This window comes from Chryseobacterium taklimakanense, from assembly GCF_900187185.1.
Taxonomy (GTDB): domain Bacteria; phylum Bacteroidota; class Bacteroidia; order Flavobacteriales; family Weeksellaceae; genus Planobacterium; species Planobacterium taklimakanense.
In genome coordinates, this window is sequence record NZ_LT906465.1 from 906,839 (window position 1) to 929,665 (window position 22,827).

At 40.4% G+C, this 22,827-nt stretch carries 24 protein-coding genes; 13 read left to right on the forward strand and 11 right to left on the reverse strand.

The window, feature by feature from the left end; all coding sequences use genetic code 11:
- Positions 1–117: 117 nt before the first annotated feature.
- A complete protein-coding gene (locus tag CKV81_RS04290; protein WP_095070741.1) occupies positions 118–2,259 on the forward strand; it encodes an endonuclease MutS2 in 2,142 nt (713 codons plus the stop codon).
- 337 nt (positions 2,260–2,596) lie between these two features.
- On the opposite strand, the gene CKV81_RS13565 is transcribed toward CKV81_RS04290, so the two are convergent.
- Positions 2,597–2,722, reverse strand: coding sequence for a hypothetical protein (locus CKV81_RS13565; protein ID WP_258454533.1), 126 nt, complete (start codon positions 2,720–2,722; stop codon positions 2,597–2,599).
- A 120-nt stretch (positions 2,723–2,842) separates the two neighbouring features.
- On the opposite strand from CKV81_RS13565, the gene CKV81_RS04300 reads away from it, so the two are divergent.
- Positions 2,843–3,493: an ATP-binding cassette domain-containing protein gene (locus CKV81_RS04300; protein ID WP_095070745.1), complete on the forward strand. Its 651-nt coding sequence runs from the start codon at positions 2,843–2,845 to the stop codon at positions 3,491–3,493.
- Positions 3,494–3,557: 64 nt separating this feature from the next.
- Here the strand turns inward: CKV81_RS04300 and CKV81_RS04305 are convergent, their stop codons facing one another.
- Positions 3,558–4,151 carry an HD domain-containing protein gene (locus CKV81_RS04305; protein WP_095070747.1) on the reverse strand — a complete coding sequence of 198 codons (594 nt, stop codon included), beginning with the start codon at positions 4,149–4,151 and terminating at the stop codon, positions 3,558–3,560.
- Between the two features lie 186 nt (positions 4,152–4,337).
- Here CKV81_RS04305 and CKV81_RS13690 point away from each other — a divergent pair, with 186 nt between their 5' ends.
- From CKV81_RS13690 to CKV81_RS04335, 6 genes are all read left to right on the forward strand, one after another.
- Positions 4,338–4,616: a PspC domain-containing protein gene (locus CKV81_RS13690; RefSeq protein ID WP_198409828.1), complete on the forward strand. Its 279-nt coding sequence runs from the start codon at positions 4,338–4,340 to the stop codon at positions 4,614–4,616.
- 63 nt (positions 4,617–4,679) lie between these two features.
- Entirely contained in the window at positions 4,680–5,009 is a 330-nt protein-coding gene (locus tag CKV81_RS04315; RefSeq protein ID WP_095070749.1) for a PadR family transcriptional regulator, read from the forward strand.
- 11 nt (positions 5,010–5,020) lie between these two features.
- Positions 5,021–6,748: a PspC domain-containing protein gene (locus CKV81_RS04320; protein ID WP_095070751.1), complete on the forward strand. Its 1,728-nt coding sequence runs from the start codon at positions 5,021–5,023 to the stop codon at positions 6,746–6,748.
- Between the two features lie 312 nt (positions 6,749–7,060).
- Positions 7,061–7,633, forward strand: coding sequence for a 1-acyl-sn-glycerol-3-phosphate acyltransferase (locus CKV81_RS04325; protein WP_095070753.1), 573 nt, complete (start codon positions 7,061–7,063; stop codon positions 7,631–7,633).
- Between the two features lie 54 nt (positions 7,634–7,687).
- Positions 7,688–8,125: a PaaI family thioesterase gene (locus CKV81_RS04330; RefSeq protein WP_095074235.1), complete on the forward strand. Its 438-nt coding sequence runs from the start codon at positions 7,688–7,690 to the stop codon at positions 8,123–8,125.
- Positions 8,122–9,093 carry a chorismate-binding protein gene (locus tag CKV81_RS04335; protein ID WP_095070755.1) on the forward strand — a complete coding sequence of 324 codons (972 nt, stop codon included), beginning with the start codon at positions 8,122–8,124 and terminating at the stop codon, positions 9,091–9,093. The genes CKV81_RS04330 and CKV81_RS04335 overlap by 4 nt, the downstream gene beginning before the upstream one ends.
- Here the strand turns inward: CKV81_RS04335 and CKV81_RS04340 are convergent.
- From CKV81_RS04340 to CKV81_RS04380, 9 genes are all read right to left on the reverse strand, one after another.
- A complete protein-coding gene (locus CKV81_RS04340; protein ID WP_095070757.1) occupies positions 9,083–9,277 on the reverse strand; it encodes a hypothetical protein in 195 nt (64 codons plus the stop codon). The two genes, CKV81_RS04335 and CKV81_RS04340, sit on opposite strands and share 11 nt — an antisense overlap.
- Before the next feature lie 9 nt (positions 9,278–9,286).
- Positions 9,287–9,889, reverse strand: a complete 603-nt coding sequence (locus CKV81_RS04345) for a MarC family protein (protein WP_095070758.1) — start codon at positions 9,887–9,889, stop codon at positions 9,287–9,289.
- Positions 9,890–9,935: 46 nt separating this feature from the next.
- Entirely contained in the window at positions 9,936–11,672 is a 1,737-nt protein-coding gene (locus CKV81_RS04350; RefSeq protein ID WP_095070760.1) for a BatD family protein, read from the reverse strand.
- Entirely contained in the window at positions 11,672–12,412 is a 741-nt protein-coding gene (locus tag CKV81_RS04355; RefSeq protein ID WP_095070763.1) for a tetratricopeptide repeat protein, read from the reverse strand. Before CKV81_RS04355 ends, CKV81_RS04350 begins: the two co-directional genes overlap by 1 nt.
- Before the next feature lie 92 nt (positions 12,413–12,504).
- Positions 12,505–13,515, reverse strand: coding sequence for a vWA domain-containing protein (locus tag CKV81_RS04360; protein WP_095070765.1), 1,011 nt, complete (start codon positions 13,513–13,515; stop codon positions 12,505–12,507).
- Complete coding sequence (locus tag CKV81_RS04365) at positions 13,515–14,513, reverse strand: vWA domain-containing protein (protein WP_095070767.1); 999 nt, start codon at positions 14,511–14,513, stop codon at positions 13,515–13,517. Before CKV81_RS04365 ends, CKV81_RS04360 begins: the two co-directional genes overlap by 1 nt.
- Positions 14,506–15,402, reverse strand: coding sequence for a BatD family protein (locus CKV81_RS04370; RefSeq protein ID WP_095070770.1), 897 nt, complete (start codon positions 15,400–15,402; stop codon positions 14,506–14,508). The genes CKV81_RS04365 and CKV81_RS04370 overlap by 8 nt, the downstream gene beginning before the upstream one ends.
- Positions 15,403–15,411: 9 nt before the next feature.
- Positions 15,412–16,275 carry a DUF58 domain-containing protein gene (locus CKV81_RS04375; RefSeq protein WP_095070773.1) on the reverse strand — a complete coding sequence of 288 codons (864 nt, stop codon included), beginning with the start codon at positions 16,273–16,275 and terminating at the stop codon, positions 15,412–15,414.
- Positions 16,276–16,362: 87 nt separating this feature from the next.
- Entirely contained in the window at positions 16,363–17,367 is a 1,005-nt protein-coding gene (locus CKV81_RS04380) for an AAA family ATPase (protein ID WP_095070778.1), read from the reverse strand.
- A 293-nt stretch (positions 17,368–17,660) separates the two neighbouring features.
- Here CKV81_RS04380 and CKV81_RS04385 point away from each other — a divergent pair, with 293 nt between their 5' ends.
- The 5 genes from CKV81_RS04385 (at position 17,661) to CKV81_RS04405 (ending at position 22,806) form a co-directional block, all read left to right on the forward strand.
- Complete coding sequence (locus tag CKV81_RS04385) at positions 17,661–18,131, forward strand: DinB family protein (protein WP_095070781.1); 471 nt, start codon at positions 17,661–17,663, stop codon at positions 18,129–18,131.
- A 79-nt stretch (positions 18,132–18,210) separates the two neighbouring features.
- On the forward strand, positions 18,211–18,951 hold the full coding sequence (gene rlmB / locus CKV81_RS04390) for a 23S rRNA (guanosine(2251)-2'-O)-methyltransferase RlmB (RefSeq protein ID WP_095070784.1): 741 nt from the start codon (positions 18,211–18,213) through the stop codon (positions 18,949–18,951).
- 47 nt (positions 18,952–18,998) lie between these two features.
- Positions 18,999–20,060 carry a DUF6263 family protein gene (locus CKV81_RS04395; RefSeq protein ID WP_095070786.1) on the forward strand — a complete coding sequence of 354 codons (1,062 nt, stop codon included), beginning with the start codon at positions 18,999–19,001 and terminating at the stop codon, positions 20,058–20,060.
- Between the two features lie 6 nt (positions 20,061–20,066).
- Positions 20,067–20,279, forward strand: a complete 213-nt coding sequence (locus tag CKV81_RS04400; protein ID WP_095070788.1) for a hypothetical protein — start codon at positions 20,067–20,069, stop codon at positions 20,277–20,279.
- A complete protein-coding gene (locus CKV81_RS04405) occupies positions 20,266–22,806 on the forward strand; it encodes a YfhO family protein (protein ID WP_095070790.1) in 2,541 nt (846 codons plus the stop codon). The genes CKV81_RS04400 and CKV81_RS04405 overlap by 14 nt, the downstream gene beginning before the upstream one ends.
- Positions 22,807–22,827: the final 21 nt, after the last annotated feature.

The window sequence follows — 22,827 nt, forward strand, 5'->3', positions numbered from 1 at the left end:
ACGTGGCTACAAACATCTGCCGCCACGTGGCTAAGCGTTTTTTTAATTATCTCATTACCCCATAACCTCATCACCTCATTATCACATCATCCCATTATAAAATATTAAATTTGCAAAGTGCATATCAACAAAGAAGATTTAAACGAACTGGAATTTCCGGAACTGCTTTCGGAGATTGCGCCGTTCGCCTACTCGCATAAAACGGCTGAGAGAATTGCTGAACTTCGTCCGATGGAAATTGACGAGGCGGAACTATCGCTGAAAAAAACTTCTGAATTTCTGACGAGTTTTGAAAGTTCAAACGCCATTCCCTTCGATGAATACGAGGATATTGAAGCCGAACTGAAATTGATGCTGATTGAAAATTTCCGATTGGACAATAAGGCCTTCATCAAAATCAAAAATATTACAGAGCAAATCGGCAGGTTACAGAAGTTCTTTCCTACTTTTTCCGAAACGTTTCCCAACCTTTTGGAAGAGGTAAAAGACATTGAATTCCACAGGGAAATTATTGATAAAATTGACAAAGTTTTCAACCGTTTTGGCGAAGTGAAAAATGAAGCCTCTCCCATACTGAAAACGTTGAGAACGGAAATTCAGCACGCCAAAAAAGCGATTCAGGAAAATTTCAATAAATCGCTCACGACTTACGCTGATATTTTGGAAGACATCCGTGAAACGATTATCGATGACCAAAGGGTTTTGGCGGTAAAGTCAGGATTTAAGAAACGTGTTCCGGGCAGAGTTTTAGGAATTTCCAAAACAGGTTCCATCACTTATATTCAGCCGGAAAATGTCGTGAAACACTATTTCAAACTCCGTGAAAACGAGGATGAAGAAAAAAAGGAAATCGACAAAATTCTTAGGAAACTTACTACTCAAATAGCGGAATTTCAGCCATGGCTAGAAGAATATCAAAATTACATTTTCAACCTCGATTTAACCCGCGCCAAAGCCAAATTTGCCGAGAAAATCAACGGCGTTTTACCAAAAATCAACCGGCATAAAACTTTAAGGCTTAAAGAGGCTTTTCATCCGCTGTTGTGGCTTAGAAATACGGCGGAAAACAAGAAAATTTACCCACAGACGCTGACTTTAACCGAACACAACCGCATCATCTGTATTTCCGGACCGAATGCAGGTGGAAAATCGATTACATTAAAGACCGTGGGTTTGCTGCAACTGATGATCCAAAGCGGAATTCTGGTTCCTGTTCATCCCAAATCGGAGATGTTTTTCTTTGACAAAATTATGACAGATATCGGTGATAATCAGTCGATTGAAAACCACCTTTCCACCTATTCCTCAAGGCTCAAAAAAATGTCGGGAATTATTCGCGAAGCCGATGCCAACACACTTTTGCTCATCGATGAGTTCGGAACCGGCTCCGATCCGGAACTGGGCGGCGCTTTGGCGGAAAGTTTCCTGGAATTTTTCTACGATAAAAAAAGTTTTGCCATCATCACAACGCATTACACCAATATTAAACTCGTGGTTGAGCAGCTTCCGAATGCTGAAAATGCCGCGATGCTTTTCGACGAAAATTCCCTGGAACCGCTTTACAAACTGGAGGTGGGACAAGCCGGAAGTTCCTTTACTTTTGAAGTGGCAGAGAAAAATAAAATCCCCAGATTCATCATCAGAAATGCCCGCGCCAAAGTGGAAAAAGATGTGGTAAACCTCGACAAGACCATCGTAAAACTTCAGCAGGAAAAATTTGAGGTTGAGAAACTGAAATCGAACCTTACCACGCAGAAAGAATCGGTGGAAGACAAACGCGAGAACCTGCAGAAACTGAATGAACAGTTGGAGCAAAAACTCTTTAATTTCCAAAAACTTTATGAGGAAGAACACCGCAAACTGCAGTTTGGGAACAAGATCGAGGCGTTCATCAATTCCTACATCAACGGGAAGTCGCGGAAAGATGTGGTGAAAGATTTTGTAAAAATTCTGGAGCAGGAAAAGTTTCGGAAACTGGGCTCGGATAAAGTCGAAAGCAAGAAACTGCAGGTCATAAAACGCAAAATCACGCAGCAACTGAAAAAAGTTGAAGTAAAGGAAAAAATCGAAGAAACCAACACCAAACTGGAGGAAAAACGAAAAAGCGAACGCGCCGTTTGGCTGAAACCGGGACAGCGTGTGAGAATCACCGGCTCGACAAGTGTGGGCACGATTGAAAAAATTTCAAAAAATAAAGTGGTGGTGAATTACGGCACGTTTAAAACGACGATTGATGAGGATGAGTTGGAGCGGATTTAATTAACAATTTATTGAATTAACACTCGAAATTATTAATCCAACAATCGCAAGTTTTCTCTTAACTATACTAATATTCACATATGGGAGAAATTATAATGTATCATTCTTTGTGAATAACCCAACCTTTTTTAATAAGGAAGTCCAAAAATTTTACGATCTTATATAAATAATTGGAGATGAAGTAATGAATGATAGGTAGAATCCTAACTTCATTTCTCTTCAAGAAATTTCATCTTTATATAATTTTGTGTATTACTTTAATATAATGAAAAACTTTTTTAATCCAATCAAAAAATTAAATTTGTTTAATGAAGGAATTTAAAATACTGTGGATTTTTTACCGCAAACTCATCATTCCAACATTTCTGTTCTCTGTAATGCTGGCGTTTGCTTTGGGTGTTTTCAATCCTTCAGCTTTTGGATTTTCATTTCTTTTTATTTTGCCTTTGATGCAGTATTTCATATACGAGGTGCGCTTTCCGGATGAGTATGTGTTTTATGCAAACTTTGGGTTTTCACGAAAATTTTTGTGGATTTTCACAGTGGGTTTTGCGTTTTTCATTAAGACTTTAAGCGGATTTTTATGAGTGAACTTCAAATTGACAGCATCAGAAAATCGTTTGGTTCCAAAACAATTTTGCAGGATATTTATCTGTCGTGCAAAAAGGGACAAGTTGTAGGAATGCTCGGCAGAAACGGCACCGGAAAATCCACAATTTTCAAAATCGCGTTCGGTTTGATGAAGGCGGAAAACAGTTTTGTCCGCATTGATAAGGTAATGCAGAACCAGTTTGACCGAAAAAGACGGTTGGGTTATCTCCCGCAAAATTCTTTTCTTCCCAGGAACATTGAAATTAAAAATCTGATTTCTCTTTTTTGCAATACCGAAAACAGTTTTGTTCTTGAAAATCATCCTTTCGTAAAACCGTTTCTCAAATCCAGACCGCGTGAGCTTTCGGGCGCTGAACAAAGAATCATTGAAATTCTGCTCCTGATTTTTTCTGAAAATGAATTTGTGATGCTCGATGAACCTTTTCACAGCCTATCGCCTAAAGTTGTTGAGGAAATCAAAAAACTGCTTAAAGAAAAAAAATTGGAAAAGGGATTCATCATTTCCGACCATCTTTATCAGGATGTCATGGAAATCAGCGACAGGATTTACCTGCTTTCTGATACCTCGCTAAGGCAAATTTCAAACACCGACGAACTGAAATTTTACAAGTATGTGAGATAAACTTCGGCTAAAGTGACCCAAATCGGTGCCTGTCGGTAACGGGCTAAAGCCCGTCCCTACAGAATCAAGCCTTAATCAGTTTCCCCTCCTCAATCGCCTTTTCCAGCAATATATCAAACGCTTCGCCCATTGCTTCGGAGGCCCGTTTCACGGCTTTTCCCACGATATTTTCTACCTGCTGCGAAGTAACAGAGGCTTCGGTCCAGCTCGTAGCTTTGCTGTTGCCGTTTAAGATGAATGGCATAATACGGTCCACAGCACAGGCAAAAATGGCGTCGGGGGTTTCTTCAGCCTCAAATTCGATCCAAAGGTTCAGGAATTCAGAGCCCAAAGGTTCATCGAGGATTCCGAAAATATTTTTTGCAGCCTGGAGTTCGCGGTCGTACTTTCCAACCATTTTGGTTTCATCAAAAATGAAGGTGTCTCCGGCTTCTATTTCCACGACGTCGTGGATGGAGAGCATCTTAATCACTCTTAACAAATCAATTTGCTCATAATTTTTTGCGTAAGGTAAAAGGATCTGCGCCAAAACAACGATTTGCCAGCTGTGTTCTGCAGTGTTTTCCCGGCGGGAATCGTCATGATTGAAATTTCTGCGGTTGACGTTTTTAAGCGCGTCGAGAGCAAGGATAAACTTAATTTCTTTTTCTAAAATCATCTGGCAAATTTCGGATTTATTTATTGGATTTAAAAATTAAGATAAAAATCAGTTTTAACCGATAAAATTTTTATTACTGATTATCAATGCTTTATATATAAATTAAAAATATTTTTACTACTTTGTATTGCATATTACCAAACTTTATACATATCTTTGCAATAGAAATCACAAAAATATCATCAAATGGAAACTTACCAAAACCAAAACAATAAGTATTACGCTAACATAAAGCCAAAATTGTCGCGCGACATCACTAACAAAAGAATCGCAGGAGTTTGCGCAGGAATAGGGAAATATTTCAACATCAAAGTTTCGTGGGTCAGGACCGTCTGGTTTTTATTAGCTTTCTTTGGAATATTTTCCGCAGGCATTTCCACTTTCTTTGTCGTGAGCGTTTATTTTGTCCTTTGGTTCATCTTACCGAAGAGCAGCAATATTTTTCTGTGCGAAACAGAACGCTAGAGGGCGGAAGACCGGAGAAAGAAGAATTGAAAATTTGTTAAACCAACTAATAACTCCATATTAATGAACACAGAAAACACAAAAGCGCAGATGCGCAAAGGCATTCTGGAATTCTGCATTTTGAGCCTCATCAGCGAACGGGAAATGTACGTTTCGGATTTGATGGACGAGCTGAAAAAAGGAAAACTGGACGTGGTGGAAGGCACGCTTTACCCACTTTTGACAAGACTGAAAAATGCCGAATTTCTCTCCTACCGCTGGGAAGAATCTACCGGCGGGCCGCCCCGGAAATACTATCAGATTACTGAAAAAGGTAAAATGTTCCTCAACGAACTTCAAAACACCTGGAACGAACTGACCGACAGCGTAAACCAAATCACCAAAAAACCATAAAAAACAAAACTATGAACAAAACACTTTCAATAGGACTCGCGGGTTTCTCCTTCGTCATCGAGGAACACGCCTACATAAAACTGAGCGACTACCTTGCCGCCCTCCGAAATTCGCTGGATGCGGCAGAAGCCGACGAAGTGATGCACGATATCGAAATCCGTATGGTAGAAATTTTTAAAGAATCCCTCGGAAAACGAGAAGTGATTAACACTGACGATGTGGAGCGCGTGATCGCCCAAATCGGAAAACCAGAACAGATCGAGGAGCAGGAAGAAGCTTATTTTTCTGAGAAAACAGCTAAAAACAGCAAAACAACCGGCACGGCTTATAACGGGCAAAGACAGCTGTTCCGTGATCCCTCAATCCAAAAAATCGCGGGAGTTTGCGCTGGTTTAGCACATTATACCGGAATGGATGTCACGCTGATGCGCGCCATTTGGCTGGGAATTGCAATTTTGGGAATTTTCACCGCGGCAATTTCAACTTCGCTGATCGTGCTGATCTATGTTATTCTTTGGGCAGTGTTACCAAAAGCTGAAACGGCTTCAGATTTCTTGAAAATGAAAGGAAAGCCGGTAAATTTCGGCACTTTGAAAGAAGAATCGAATAAAATTGTACAGTTTGCCAACGAATCTACACAAAGAGTCGGTGAAATTTACAATGAAAACAAACCGTACATCAACCAGGCCGGAAGCGGGCTTTGGAATGTGATCAGATATGTTCTGGGTGCGATATTTGCATTTTTCTCAGTTCTGTGTATCCTGGGCGTCTTCGCCATCTTCGGAATTATGGGCACCACAAATTTTGAAGGATTAAATGAAATGGATTTCCTTTTCGATGGTGAAATGGGGTGGGTCCTGAAAGCACTTGCTACCATAGGAGCTCTCATTCCTGCCGTACTTTTTGGACTTTTAGCTATTAAACTTCTTTCTCCAAAAACCGAAATCAGGAATTTAGGTTATGTGCTTGGCGCTTTGTTCCTTGCGCTTTTAGGCCTGGGACTTTACTTTGGGATCAGTATGGCGAAAAAAGACATGATTTACAAAGGGCATAAGGAAGATACTGAGAATATTGCTGTAAATACCACCAATGATTCAATTTTTATTGATCTGAAAAAAATTGAAATTCCACAGAAGTACACCGCGTACGACAATGATTTGTTTTCTGACAAGAAAAATGTGTACAAAGGCGATCATCCTTACCTTGAAGTTTCAAGAAGGCCAGATGTGAAATCTCCTTACCTCATCGTAAAAAGAGAAGCCGAAGGCTATAATGTACCTCTGGAAATGAATGTTCCGGTAGAAGTTACAGATAACAAAGTCATGCTTCCCAATTTCTTCCAGTACCCTTACAGGCACCGTTTCAGAGATTATCGTGTGAATTATGAACTGGTAGTTCCACAATCTACAAAAGTGATCTCTCTGAGAAAAGATGACATTAATATCGAAGGCGACTTAGACGCGGACGGAATAAATGACGATGATGATGACGACAGCAACAACGGAAACAACACCATCAAAGTTGAAAAGAACAAAATCACCATCAACGGAAATACGATTGTGACTGATGATAATGACAGGGACAGCGTAATCATCAACAACAAGAAATACCCAAAAGCGGTTGCTGAAAAAATGATGGACTCTATGAAAATCGGTTTAAAAGACATGAAAAAACTGAAAAAACTGAATATCAGCATCAACGAAGGTAAAGATGAAATCACCATCAAGACAGGAAAATAAAGTGATTTGGATGCGGGCGGATGTTTTAATGGCGTAGTTACAGTTTTTTTGTCCGTCCGTTCCTTTTCGCTTTTATTTTAAATAAAATTTAACAATAGATGTAATATTTTAATTAATTAAATTGTTATATCTTCGTAGAGTAAAAACATTAACTAAAAACATTTTAAAGATGGTACAGTTTGTCATAGAAATCGTAATGAAAATAATGGATTTCATCAGCAGTTTATTTTAAGGCAGTCAATATTTCAATATATTTGTAAGGTATAACCGGTATGGTTATGCCTTTTTTATTTTAAAATTTTACAGGAAATAATGAAAAAACTTATAGGCAGCGCCTTGCTGAAACTTCTCGGCTGGAAGGTCGTTCTTCACGGAGATGTAAACAATCTGGACCGCTGCATTCTGGTTGTGGCTCCCCACACTCACAATATAGAGTATATTTTGGGGAATCTCGCCTACTGGAAACTGGGCAAACCTTTGAAAATTATTATTAAAGACCAGCACACCAAGGCCTGGTACGGAAGCGTGGTTGAAGGTCTGGGCGGGATTGGGATCGACCGTTCACGAAAAAATGACCTAGTTAACTTCGTGGCAGAGCATTTCGAGAAAGAAGATTTCAGCCTTGTAATCACTCCCGAAGGTACCAGAAGCCGCGTTGAGAAATGGCGAAAAGGGTTCTACCACATGGCGATGGCCGCAAAAGTTCCAATAGTGTTGGCAGCCGGCGATTTCAATAAAAAAATCATTTATTTGGGATATAAAATTTCGTATGAGGAATTGACTAAAATGACGTACGAGGAACTCCTGAAGCGCATCAGCGACTACTACGTTGACAACAAAATAGTACCGAAAGTTCCGGCAAACTGGAATCCGGATATTCAATAAAAGAATTTTGTTTAAATGAATTTCGTACCAAATCAAACCCTTCAAACAATTCAGATGGAAGACAGCAGAAAAAAAGAAATATTACACAAACTCAATAACTGGGGAACTGAAACTTTGGGAAACACCTTAGAAATCACCTTCACCGACGTTGATGATGAATCTCTTTCAGCAACAATGCCCGTTACACCGAAAGTTCACCAGCCTTACGGAATTCTCCACGGCGGCGCGAGCGTGGCTTTGGCGGAAACTTTGGGCTCCTGCCTTTCCGTTTTGCATGTAGATACCGAGAAATTTGCGCCGGTGGGCACCAACATCAATTCCAATCATTTGAGAGCAAAAAGAGAAGGTACCGTAACCGGAAAAGCGACCTTCATCCGTAAAGGCCATACGATGCACGTTTCACAGATTGAAATCCGGGACGAGAAGGGCAATCTCATCAACCACACCACGATGACCAATAACATCATTCCGCACAGTAAACTTCCGCAATGATATTTTTTAAATTTCCTTTCGGCGAGAATTTTCTCTCCGTAGATAATAAACCGGACTGTACTAATGTAAGTTTTGTAAGCTTTACGGGGGAAAATCAACTTGATTTTGAAGGAAATGTAAAGGAAATTAATGACTTGCCGGAAGTTTTTTCTGACGATTTAAGCAATATTACACTTGAATTTCCAAATGAAGATCAGGAAAAATATGTTGGTAAAATATCGTCCGTCATTGATTTCATTAAAGAAAATGATTTGAAAAAACTGGTGATCGCAAGGCAGAAACTGGTACCGTACGGAAGACTAAATGATGCCGGAAAAATCAATCTCACGCAAACCTTTCTGAATGTTTGCAGAGCATATCCCAATGCCTTCGCCTACTTTTTCAATAAAGACGGGAAGTGCTGGATTGGCGCTTTTTCTGAGGTTTTAGGCAAATTTAACAAAGAAACTTCCGAATTTGAGACGATGAGCCTTGCCGGAACTTTGCCTGTCAATGAAAACTGGACGGCCAAAGAAATCGAAGAGCAGAAACCGGTGACGGCTTATATTTCTACTATTCTGAAAAATTATTCTGAACATGTGGAACAGTCCGAAACCACAGACCATATTTCCGGGAACATCAAGCATCTCCGCACTGATTTCAAAGCAAAAACTGACAAAAAAGACTTAGAAAAACTGATTTCTGACCTTCATCCAACACCCGCAGTTTGCGGCATACCGAAAGATTTTTGCAAAAACGCGATCGAAAAATTCGAAGTTCTGCCAAGACAATTTTATGCCGGATATATCAGGGTGGAAACGGAATCACACATCCAGTATTTTGTAAACCTGCGCTGCGCAGAATTCACTAAAAATGCGGCCATAATCTATGTTGGCGGCGGCATCACCGCTCAAAGCAATCCCGAAAAAGAATGGTACGAAACCGAACTGAAATCAGAAGCAATCCTGAAAAATATTGCTATTTCTTAGCCGGAAGCTTAGACCAGGTATTAAGCACATAAACAACAAGGATTCCCACGATTGCAGCTACCATTGAAAAAAGGTATTTGGTGTTGTCTTCGTGCAGGATCCCGCGCTCCCAATCGAAAGCATAAAGGTTGAAACCAATAAAAACTATAAAAAGGACAAGGAAAATTTTATATACGTTTTGCATTATTCTGAATTAAAAGTTCACGTAAGTTTGAAACAGTTGCGCAAAGTTAGCGGTAAATAATTTAATGGAGATCGCCAAAAGTATAATTCCAAAAACTTTTTCGATGACTTTCAGTGTTCCCCCACCAATTTTTTTCTCAAGCCAGTTTGCGGATTTCAGTACGAGATATACAAAAACCGTATTCAAAATAATTCCGAATATGATGTTAATATCGTGATATTCGGCTTTTAAAGACAGTGTTGTGGTCAGCGTTCCGGCACCGGCTATCAGCGGAAATGCAATAGGTACAATGGATGCGGCTTTTGCCTCAGAGTGTTTTTGGATTTGAATTCCCAAAATCATTTCCAATGCAATAATAAAGATTACAAATGCTCCTGCAATCGCGAAAGAATTGACATCAACCCCGATGAAATTCAAAATCTTGTTTCCTACAAAAAGGAAGGCAATCATAAGAAGTCCGGCTACAATAGAAGCCTTTTCAGCTTCAATATGCCCGAATTTCTGCTTTAAGCTTACAATAATGGGAATAGATCCAATAATGTCGATTACCGCAAACAAAACCATTGAACAGGTTAAAATCTCTTTGACCGAAAAGTGCTGAAATACCTCCATCCTGAAACTTTAATAATTTCGTAAAAATAGATTTTTTTTTTGAGAATTACACAATGTGAGAGTAAAGACTTTCAATCTGTGCCAGAAGTTGAAGTAAATGTTCTTTGGTGTGCAATGGGGCGTATTTTTCGATCTCGAACGTGTGGATCAGATTTCGGTAATCTTCCGCTACCTGCTGGCCTTTATGATTTTCAAAATATTCCTTTAAGGAAGTCTTATACTTCCTAAACACCTGACTCTTAACATCATTATCAAATGAAAAGAATGCGTTAAAAAACTCGACGTACCGTTCTTCCTCAATCAGCTTTTCAAAGAAACTGACTGCAGCATCAACATCCACAGCTATTTCACTGCGTAGAGCAGCTTCAGTTTCAGAAATACTTCCCAAAGAGATTTTTTCAGTTTTCGGCTTTAAACTATTCATTTTTTTAAGGCCGGAAATGAAGAAAACTATTAATCCCAAAAATAAAGCGATGAGTGAATAGTTGGCAAACAGGGTTTTCCAGTTCAGTTTACTCTTATTGTGGATTTTATATTGTTCAGTTTCAATAATCGGCGTATTTACGGTTTCAAGCACTTCGTTCGTGAGGTCATTTACACGTTCGATTGTGGTTTTGGCACCGGCGATCTGCTGCGGCGTCATCACATTCAGATTCAAGGTCTGAATTCCCAGATTGATGTATCTTCTCTGCTCGGGATTGAAGAATGAAAATGATTCGGTATTGACAGAAATATTTCCCGCCTTCTTCGGGATGATCACATATTTTGCGGTTACTTCGCCTTCAATACCTTTTCTTCCGCATTTTACGTGCGAAAGTATTTCCGGTTTGTAAACCGAGTAATCTTTTGAATTTAAAATCTTTGGCAAGTGCGTGGCATCGAGATTTCCATGACCTTTAATTTTTACAACCACATCCACAGGTTTATTGATTTCCGTTTCCGCCGGAGAAGATTTTGCAATAGACACTTTATATTTGCCCACTGCATTTTTAAAATTTTCCGGTGATCCTGCCGGTAACTTTTTGACGTGGAGCTTTACCGGATTGGATTTTAAATTTTCCATCCGCTTGCCGTTGTCGATATAGGCCACAGATGCAGGCGGAACGTTAACGCTCCCCGATTCATTAGGAAAAATCATCACCACCGCAATGACTTGGGATGAAAATACAGATCTCTGCTCTATATCAGATTTCGCGAAACTTACCGGCTTTATTTCCACATTGCGGTTATCAGGAAAACTGACTTTCCCTACCCTCCTCAAATTATTAAAATCCTTGCTGTAAGCACGCAAAACTGCGATTGCGGGCTGGTTTTGGTAGACTTCCTTATTCTGAAGTTCCATATTCAGATAAACGTTATCGGAAGTGTTTTCTGCAACAGATTTCCTGCCGAAATCACCTTCTTTCACCGTCACATAAAAAGGTTCAGACTTGTAGATTCTACCGCTGACGGTAACTAAGGCAGAACCAATCAGAAATTTCCCGGGCTGCTTCGGTTCTAAAACATATTCATAAACGAGCTGATTGATGACCGTTTTGGTACGTTCATCAACGTAAGTATTCCGCACGGAGCCTTCCGCAATTTTATTGAATTTCGAGAGGTCTGGCATCCGCAAAGGCGTCTCCTGGACGTTCTCATTACCAACCGTTTCCTGAATGATCGTAAAAACAAAATTTTCCTTACCGGTAAGTTCCTTTTTATCGGTATCCGCAACAACATTTACCTGTCCGTAAGTGATTACAGAAGAAATAAGTAAAAGTAAGTATTGCAGTTTCTCTCTCATTACCAGTCTTTCTCGTTGCTTTGTGGTACTGCGTAGGAGTTTTTGTTTAAAATTTTCCGGGCTGTTTCCCGCTCTCTGCCTTCAATCCGGTTTAGGATTGCATCCTGTGCATCTTTCGGGATATTGCTGCCGTTGTTTTGGTTTTTAGTTTCGTTCGGATCCTGGCCATTGCCCTGGCCCTGCTGCTTGTTTCCCTGGCCACCATTTTGTGGATCGCCTTTCGGGTCTTTTTTGCTGTCTTTAGATTTATCTTTTCCGCCACCGCCGCCGCTTTTGCCGTCTTTACCTTCCTGCTTTTGTTGATTTTCTTTATCTTTCAGCATGGCGATTTCGTAGTTCTTGCGAACGGTCTCGTTGTAGGGATCGTATTTAAGAGCCTGTTTGTAAAGTTCGGCTGCTTTTTGCGGATTCTCGCTCTGCATATAAGCATTGCCCTGGTTGTACAGCGCTGCAGTTTTATCAGCTTTAGTCTGGGCAAAGGCGGATGCTTTTTCGTACTCGGCCCTGGCTTCATCATATTTTTTCTGTTTGTAAAGCGAGTTGCCAAGGTTATAGTGAGCTGCAAAATCTTTCGGGTTCTGTTTTACGGCACCAAGAAATTTTGAGGAAGAACTTTCGTAATTCCCTTTCTCAAACTGCTGGTTTCCTTCGAAGATCAATGTTTTGTAGCTCTCCTGTGCAAAAGTGTAGAAAAAGCCAAAGAAGGTAAAAATATACGCTATATAAATTCTTTTTATCATTGTCAGTGCAAAAATATTCCTTTTAGTGTTAATAAAGTAATCTTAAACAGTTAAATTTTGGTTAAAACCACCCTAAAACACAGACCTTTAAATCAAATATTAAAATCGCGTTTCGGATTAAGCAAATAAATCATAAGGAATAATAACAAAGAGACTGCCAAAAAATACTGATAATAATGTACAGCGTTCTGAGAATCAATCATGACGTTGGTGACGCCTCCTTTTTCGTTGAGGCTGCTCACTATTTTTTTTGAGGCATCTTCCAGGCTGTTGCCGTCGATATAATTTCCGCCGGTTCCGCTTGCCAGGTAAGACAGCGCATTGGTCTGGCGCCTGCTCACAACGGTTTGCCCGGTGGTCATATACACTTTATAACCCATCAGTTGGCCGTAAACGTATTCCGGAACAGGCGCGCCTTCTTCGGTGCCGATTCCTACACTCGTGATCCGGATGCCCTCTTTTTTTGCAAGGTTTAGGGCAGCTTTATCATTACCTTCATTATCCTCGCCATCGCTGATGAGAACGATTTGCCTTGCACCTTTCGGAACATTTTTGAATTTCTTAACAACCTCCTGCATCGCTTTCAGAAAATCGGTTCCCTGAATCTGGACAATGGAGGTTTCGATGCCGCTGATATAAGTTTCTGCAGCCGTAAAATCCGTGGTCAAAGGCATAATGGAACGGGCTTCACCGGCAAAAACCACAATGCCTACCCTATCATTGGTAAAACCTTTCAAAGAATTCACCATGACATTTTTAGCCATGGTCATTCGGTTGGGCTGTATATCTTCCGCATTCATAGAATTGGATACATCAAGAAGGAAAATCACGTTATTCATTTTCTGCTGCGATTTCACCTGTTCATTCCCACCCAATAAATCCACAATTGAAAAGATTAAAAAAGTAAACGCCAAAAGATATAATACCGGAAAAATCTTTGAAAATTTATTCGTTTTCTCGAACAATTCATCCTGAAAGCGCTGTTCCGCAAAAAGTGATTTCCTGGCATTTCTCCATTTTACAAATGCAATAAGGATCACTCCAATAAAAGGAATGACCAAAAGCAAAAGCAGGTACCAATAATTTCCTAAACTCCAGTCCATCACAGCACAGATTTATAAAAGAACCATCTCAAAAGCGCGTCTGCCAGCAAAGTAAAAAATGCGATCCACAAAAACAGCCTGAAATATTCCTTATAATTGTATAATTTCGACGATTTCACATCGGATTTTTCCATTTGGTTGATTTCATTATAAACTTCCGCTAAGCTTGAATTTGATGTGGCCCGGAAGTATTTTCCGCCGGTTTTGCGGGCAATATCCAAAAGTGCAGGCTCATCTATCTTCACTTCAGTTTCCGTAAAAACGAGTTCCCCGAAAATATCCACATTCGTCGGCATCAGCGCATAGCCGTTGGTCCCGATTCCTATCGTATAAACTTTAATATTATTGCTTAAAGCCAGATCTGCAGCCACTTGGGGTGCCATTGCGTTTTCGATGGTATTTACACCGTCGGTCATCAGGATTATGATTTTGCTTTTCGCTTTGCTGTGCCTCAAATGGCTTACCGCTACTGAAAGCCCCTCTCCAATGGCAGTTCCCGGATTTAGTTCCAGCGGATCTATATTCTGTATTTCATCAATCACAATCTGGTGGTCGGTCGTTACCGGCACTTTTGTCACCGCTTCCCCGGAATAGGTTACCAAACCGATTCTGTCATTAGGCCTTTGCCTCACAAAATCAACGGCAATACCCTGCAAAGCGCGAAGCCGGTCGGGCTCCAAATCTTTTGAAAGCATACTGAGGGAAGTATCAATCGTAAGCATAATATCAATACCTTTCGTTTCGTCGTGCTGATCAGAAATGGTAAAAGTTCTTGGCCTCGCCATTGCGATGATGAGTGCCGAAAGAATGATGTATTTTGATATTTTCAGCAAAAACAAAACGAAGAGGAAACTCCTGTTTTCAGACATATTTGCCGTTGTAGGAACCCTGATGCCCTTCCTTCTCTTTTTCCCTAAGTCTCTTAAAAGCAGAGGAATAAAAGAAAGAAAAAGCAGCAGAAACCACGGACTGTGAAATTCGAAATTAAAATCAAACATCTTTCCTCAAGTTTTCAAATTCCAGATCTTTCGATGAGCGTTTTACAAAATCCCGCATATCATTAAAATCCTTATCCATCGTCTCCTTATCCGGAAAAGTTTTGGCAAATTTCACCAAATCACCTCGCAGAAAGATGTCTTCCACTATTTTTTCGTTGGATTGGGAAATCGTCTGGTTACGCTTCATCGCATCAATCAAATCATCCGTAAGCAACACATCTGCAGGAATTCTGTACTGTTTCGTGAGGAAATTCCTGGTAATATCAATCAGTTCCACATAAAATGAGCGGTAGTTGCCGGCTTCGATGTATTTTTTCCGTTTCAGTTGGTCCAGCTGTTTCAGAGTATGGTTTGTAGCCACGACCGGCGAGGATTTACGTTTTTTACCATATCTTACAATCATTACAATGGCTATGATCAGAGCAATGAGCGCAAGCAAACCGAGAATGTACCATTTGTAAAGCTCCCAGTAACTTTTTACATCCATTTTCACGCTCTTATTTTTCATGATATCATTGATCTTGTCGCCTTTCTGGGCGGTATTAATGACTTCAAGTTCGTATGCAATGGTTTTGGAAACCTCATCGCCGATTTTCACCTCAAAAGCCGGAATCGTAAATTTTCCTTCTTCGAAAACGGTAAATTCCACCACTCTTTCATAAGTATCGGCCTGCACCGAAATACTGTCGCTGATTTCTTCAAAATGAAAAGGCAGAAGTTCGTTTTTAGGTGGCAGCTGAACGGTTTTTCCTGCCAACCCGTCGACACGGATTTTATAGACATTGGGTTCGCCGAGGGCAATCGTTTTTTTCTCAAGCACCGAATAAAGCGTTTGCGAAAAAGCCGAAATACTGATGAAAAAAGTAAGTATGTATAAAAGTTTTTTCAAGTTTAAAAATTATCTTTTCTGAAAATATTGATACAAAAATTTAGAATAATCCTCGCCGGTATTGATGTTCATAAAGCCTGCTGCGCTGTTTTCAAAATCTTCTTTTATTTGATGGATGCGCTGTTTTTGTTTTTCAGCAAAATTGTAGCGCCATCTTTTGTTTGAAGTGTTTGCCCAAACCTGTTTTCCGGTTTCTGCATCGCGGAACAGGGTGTAACCGATATCCGGAATTTCACGGTCTTTTTCATCAAAAACACGCATCGCCAAAAGTGAATGCTTTTTTGCAGCCACACCCAGTATCTTTTTACTGAAATCGTCCTCAAAATCTGAAAACATAAAAACAAAAGATTTCTTTTTAAAGACATTCATCATATACTGCAAAGCGCCGTCTATATCGGTTTTGGCAGGCACATAATCCGCGGTGAGAATCTGTGAAATGATGGCTAAAATATGCTTTCTGCCTTTTTGTGGCGGAATAACTTTATAAACTTTATCGGCAAATAAAATCAGTCCGACTTTATCATTATTTCCAGCCGCTGAAAAACCTAAGCTTGCGCAGATTTCTGCCACGAATTCCCGTTTCAGTGCTGTTTTCGTCCCGTAATCCATTGATGAGGAAATGTCCACCATCAGCATCACGGTGAGCTCGCGCTCCTCTTCCATTACTTTTACGTATGGTTCCTTGAAGCGTGCGGTCTTGTTCCAGTCGATCCGGCGAATTTCGTCGCCAAACTGATACGGGCGAACCTCGGAAAACGTCATTCCCTGGCCTTTGAATGCAGAATGATATTGCCCCATAAGCGTAGCCTCCGATTTCTTGCGGGTCCGGATTTCTATTTGCTTTACTTTTTTTACAATATCTTTTATTTGCATGGGAGATTCAATTTAACAATGTAAACATTTACAATGTAACCATATTTGAATATAACACATTGCTACATTCACACAATGGTATATTGCTTATGGCGCCTGAATTTTAGCTAAAATTCTGCTGATAATCTCTTCTGCATCGATTTCTTCTGCTTCTGCTTCAAAACTCAGCCCGACTCTGTGGCGCAGGACGTCTTTTGCCACCGCTTTTACATCTTCAGGAATTACAAATGCCCTGTTTTTGAGGAAGGCATAAGCTCTGGAAGCGATTGCAAGGTTGATGGATGCTCTTGGTGATGCCCCGAAACTGATATAATTTTTCAGGTCAGAAAGTCCGTATTTTTCCGGAAATCTGGTTGCAAAAACCATATCAAGGATGTATTTTTCAATTTTCTCGTCGAGATAAATCTGGTTGATTAAATTTTTGGCTTCAACAACATTCTGAAGGGAAATTACCGGTTTAATCTGCGGTTGGTGCGAAGTGGAAACCATCCGCATCACTTTTCTTTCATCTTCAAATTCAGGATAATCAATTTTACATTTCAGCATAAAACGGTCGCTTTGCGCTTCCGGCAAAAGGTAAGTTCCTTCCTGATCGATCGGATTTTGTGTCGCTAAAACAAGGAAAGGTTTAGGCAAAGGCATGGTTTCATCTCCGATGGTTACCTGCTTTTCCTGCATGGCTTCCAAAAGCGCAGACTGCACCTTGGAAGGCGCACGGTTGATCTCATCTGCCAAAACGAAATTCGCAAAAATAGGACCGCGTTTTATAGAGAAGTCGTTTTCTTTAATATTGTAAATCTGCGTGCCAACCACATCAGCCGGCAAGAGGTCGGGTGTAAACTGAATTCTGGAAAAATCCCCGTGGACAGCTTCTGCCAAAGATTTTATGGCTAAGGTTTTAGCAAGTCCCGGAACACCTTCAAGAAGAACATGGCCATTACCCAAAAGCCCTATCAAAAGCCTGTCGATCATATACTCCTGACCTACAATCGCTTTATTGATCTCTTCTTTCAGTAATGTAAAATAATAGTTTTGTTCCCTTACTTTTTCGGTTAGTTGTTTAATATCTTCCGCCTGATTTAATTCTGACATAAGCGTGATTTTAAATAATTCGTAAAATTGCGATAAATACACGCACCAATCAACATAATATATGCCAGTATTGAGTTAAAGTTTGTTAAAAAGAAATACACATAAACAGTACAAGTTGAAGCCCTTATAGAATTTTCTTTTAATTCCTCCAGGGGAAATAATCTGTTTTTCAGAAAATTATATTTTTTAAAGCCGCGTTTAAAATTTTAAGTTTATGTGTAAGTGGCTGAATGTCACCGATTCTTGTCACACTCAATTAATTACCCTATTTTTGAACTTTAAAAAACACTAAAATGAACTATCATTTTCAGGCGCACAGGCAGGTCAGGAAAAATCTTCTTGATATCTTGCAGAACACTTCTCTGGAAGATATGATGACGGTTCCTGACGGTTTCAACAATAATATTTACTGGAATATTGCACACGTGGTGGCCACACAGCAACTGCTGTGCTACTATCTGAGCGGTAACCCCTTCAGAATTGATAAATACTGGATTGAAACTTATAAAAAAGGAACGCTGCCAAACCTTAGTGTGCAGCCGTCTGAAGTGGAAGACCTGGCATTTTTGCTCACCGAGACTTCAAAAATTCTGATGAAGGATTACGATGCCGATTTCTTTTCGGATTACACACCGTACACCACCAGTTTTGGTATGGATCTGAAGAGCATTCAGGATGCCATCATTTTCAACAATATGCACGAAAGCCTGCATTACGGCTATGTTTTAGCCCAGAAGAGAGCTCTAATAGGAGAAAAATATTAAAATTTTGTTCAGGTTTAAAGTTATAGGTTTCATGCTGAAACTTCAAACTCTAAATTTTGAATTTTAGACTAAAAAATCAATGAAAGACGATTTCATATTCGGTTTACGCCCGGTGATCGAGGCGATAGAAGCCGGCAAAACCATCGATAAAATTTTTGTGCAGAATACGCTTCAGGGACCGATTTATGCAGAACTGAAAACCATTCTTTCAAAACATAAAATCCGCCCGAATTACGTTCCTGTAGAGAAACTCAACCGTTTTACCCGGAAAAACCATCAGGGCGTTGTTGCTTTTATTTCGGATGTTCCGTTTCATAAAATCGAGGATCTTTTACCCCAAATTTTCGAGGAAGGCAGAACGCCGTTTCTTCTGATTCTCGACCGTCTAACAGACGTAAGGAATTTTGGAGCCATCTGCAGAACTGCAGAATGCGTGGGCATCGATGCCGTAATCATCCCCGAAAAAGGCGCAGCACCGATCAATTCTGATGCGATAAAAACTTCAGCGGGCGCGATTTACAACATCAAAATCTGTAAGCAAAATAATTTGGCTCATACGGTGGATTTCCTGCAGCAAAGCGGCGTTCAGGTTTTTGCTGCGAGCGAAAAGGCTCAAAAATTAATTTATGATGTCGATTTCACTGAGCCATGCGCTTTGGTGATGGGCAACGAAGAAACCGGAATTTCAAAAGAAGTCTTGCACCATGCAGATGAAAAAATAAAACTCCCGATTGAGGGAAAAACGCAGTCGCTGAACGTTTCTGTAGCCTGCGGCGCGATACTGTACGAAGCGGTAAGACAGAAGAACTTGAAAGCTTAAGTTCAGAATTCAAAAATCAAAAAAGCGTAAAATTTAAATTTAAATAAATGAAAAAATTAGCAGCATTAGCAATCCTTTCATTAGCTGTGGTTGCCTGCAAAAAAGATACAAAGACCATCACTAAAACCGACCCTAAAACCGGAGAAAAAGTGACTGTTGAAGTTCCTGTAAGTGATTCTGCAAATACACCAACTGCAGTTGTGGCGGCAAATCCCGCGATAAAGGAGGTCAACGGGGTTTATACACAAACTTTCAAACTCGAAAAAGGTGCAACTTATCCTTTGACCACTTACCAAAGAAACGTGCAGACCATGACCGGCCCGGACGGAAAATCAGTTTCGGGAACGTCAAATTCCACTGATGAAATGTCTTTCACTGTTAATGATTTCAAAGACGGCGTTTACGATATCAGCATAAATCTTTTGGGTAAAAGCAATTCGCAGACGGCTAACGGAAAAACGGTTTCTGTCGATACAAAATCTGCAGCGCCAGCTGACGCCAACCTGAAAATGATGTGGACTATGAACAAAGCGCTGGTGGGCAATAAACTTCAGATGAAAATGAAGGAAAACGGCGAAGTGGTTTCTATCAGCGGTTTTGAGCCGGTTTATGCAAAAATTGGCACTGCAGCGTCCGGACAGATCAAGGATGCAAAGCAAAAAAGCGCTTTTGTAAACAGCTTTAAGCAAAGTTTCAACCAAAACTCAATCAAGGAACAGTTTACTAAAAATCTGATGATTTTACCAAAAACAGGCGCAAAGATCGGCCAGAGCTGGACAGAAACTGAAAACGCAACACCGGACGGAAGTGTAAAGCTGACGACTACTTACACCCTTAAAAGTGTCGACAACGGACTAATGACCGTAACCGTATCCGGCGGCATACCGAAAAAATCTGATAAAAAATCCCAGCAGGGAATGACACACAGCATCAGTTCTGAACTTTCACAAAACGGAACCGTACTCGTGGACCAGAATACCGGCTGGATCAAAAACCAGAATGTTTCTGTAAAAACCACTCAGACCGAGAGTTTATCAGACGGGAAACAAACCCAGACGATGAAAAGTTCTACCACCTCTACCGTGATCGTGAACCCGCAAAACAAATAAAAAAAAATGAAATTCATACTGCTCACCATACTGTCTACCATCATTATTTTTTTTGTGTGGAATATCCTGAAAAAGATGTTTTTCACTTCATTTTATCAGTTTCCAAAGCCAAACGAAACCAGAAAGAAAGAAAATAAAAACATCAGCCAGAAAGTAAACTGGGACGCAGAAACCGTGGAATACGAAGAAATAAAAGAACCGAAAAATGGTGAAAAATAAGAACCTGATTTATACTGCAGTCTGTTTGATTGTATTCATCGTTCTGGCATTAGCATATGCAAATCCTGTAATTTCCGGGAAATCTCTCATACAGCCCGATATCGTTCATTATAAAGGTGGGGCCAAAGAACTGTTAGATTACCGCGCCAACAACGAAAATGAAACGTACTGGAGTGATTCTATGTTTGGAGGAATGCCGACCTACCATACGGGGGCACAGTTCCGTGGCGATGTGATCAAGAAAATTGATGACGTCCTGATGTTCCTCCCAAAACCCGCCAATTATTTATTTCTGCTTTTTGCGGGATTTTTCCTGTTGGGCATCGTAGCAACCCGCAACTGGAAATACGCTTTGCTTGGAGCAACATTTTTTGGTTTATCAACTTATTTTTACATTATCGTTGCGGCTGGCCACAACGCGAAGCTCCATACGATCGCCTATTTTGCTCCGCTTTTGGCCGGAATTCTGCTGGTTTATATCCGTAAAAAATATATTCTCGGATTCATTGTCACGGCACTGTTTATGGGATTGCAGATTTCCGCGAACCACCCGCAAATGACTTATTATCTGTTCATTGCATTAGCATTTTTATTTATTTCTGAATTGATCCGTGCGGTACGGAAAAAGACGCCGATGAAGCATTTCCTCATTTCGTCAGGTGTTTTAGCACTGGCTTTTGCCATCGGTGTTGGAATGAACGCCCAGAGGCTTCTCGCCAATGCAGAATATGTAAAAGAAACCACGAGAGGAAAACAGATTTTGAATAATGACCGCCATTCCCCGGAAAGCTCCGGACTTGATAAAGAGAGCATTACCATGTGGAGCTACGGAAAACTTGAGACCTTAAACCTGTTTATCCCAAGACTGATGGGTGGCGGAAGCCAGGAAGAAGGCTCATATAAAATGATGGCCGAAGTGCAGCAGCTGGTACAGGACAATGTGAAATCCCAGCAGGAAATGGATATGATTTCCAAAGGGTTCGGTTCGCTGACCTATTGGGGCGACCAGCCGGGAACTTCGGGGCCGGCTTATCAGGGTGCGGTCGTAATTTTTCTGGCAATATTAGGATTTTTCTTTGCCTGGAAAAAGTACAGATACTGGATTTTGGGCGCATCGGTTCTCACCATTTTATTGGCTTGGGGGCATAATTTTGCGCCGCTTACCAATTTCTTTATCGATGTGGTACCGCTTTACAACAAATTCAGGGCGCCGTCTTCTATCTTGGTTGTGGTAGAGCTGTTGTTCCCATTCATAGCAATTCTTGGTTTATACCGGTTTTATAATGATGAAAAACTTACGGCAGACTATAAAAAGAAAATCCTCACCTATGTCTCCGCTTCGGTTTTAGGACTGCTTTTAATTTTAATCATTTTTGGTAAAGGACTTTTGGGCTTTCATACCGATAATGAAAAACAATACCTTCCACCTTATTTACTTGATTATCTTATTGGAGAAAGATTCTCAATGTTCAGAGTTGATGCTATAAAAGCTTTTATTTTCGTTTTGATTACAGCTGCAATCCTTTGGTTCAGCATAAAACAGAAAATTTCACAAAACGTTGCGCTTATTGTCATAGGACTGGTGAGTTTATTCGACTTATGGTCGGTCAACAAGAGATATCTTAACGAAGGTAATTTTGCGGATAAAGCTTTTGCAGAAAATCCTTTCATCACAGAAAACTCAGATTTTTTAACCGGAAAAGCTGCCGAAAACCCGTATATCCAAGGTTTACTCTCGCAGGTCAATGTCAATAAAACACTGGAGGAAATTTCTACAAAAGACCAAACCCACTACCGGATTTATAACCAGACTTTGGGTCCGTTTAATGAAACGAATACCTCCTATTTCAAATCGTCAGTTGGGGGATACTCTGCTGCCAAACTGAGAAGGTACGATGATGTGATCAACCATTATTTTATGGAAATGGATACAGTGAAAGTGCCACGCATCCTCAATCTCCTCAACGCGAAATATATGATTTTCGGGAATGCTGAACAACCTCAGGCGGTTGCCAATGCCAATGCCAATGGGAATGCCTGGTTTGTTTCCGATGTGAAATTTGTGAGTACTCCGAATGAAGAAATTGATGCCATCGGCGTAATCGACAGCAAAAAAACAGCGGTGGTCGCAAATTCCGACAAAAACTATTTCAGCGGAAAACAAATTGTGCCCGACAGCACCGCACATATCGACCTGAAAAAATATCAGCCCAACGAACTGGAATATTCTTCGGTTTCAAAAACGCCTCAGCTGGCTGTTTTCTCTGAAATTTATTACCCGAAAGGCTGGAAAATGTTTATCGACGGGAAAGAAGTTCCGTACATCAAGGCCGACTATTTATTGAGGGCTGTTCACGTGCCTGCCGGAAACCACACCTTGAAAATGGTTTTTGAACCCGAAGTGATCAAAACCGGGAAAATGATTTCGATGGCGGTATTTGGGTTGTTCCTGCTTTTAGCCGCTCTTGGAATTTGGTTTTTGGTTAAAAACAGAGAACGCACAGATTTACCAGAGGTCACGAATTAATAAGTGGAAATGTGTCATTGT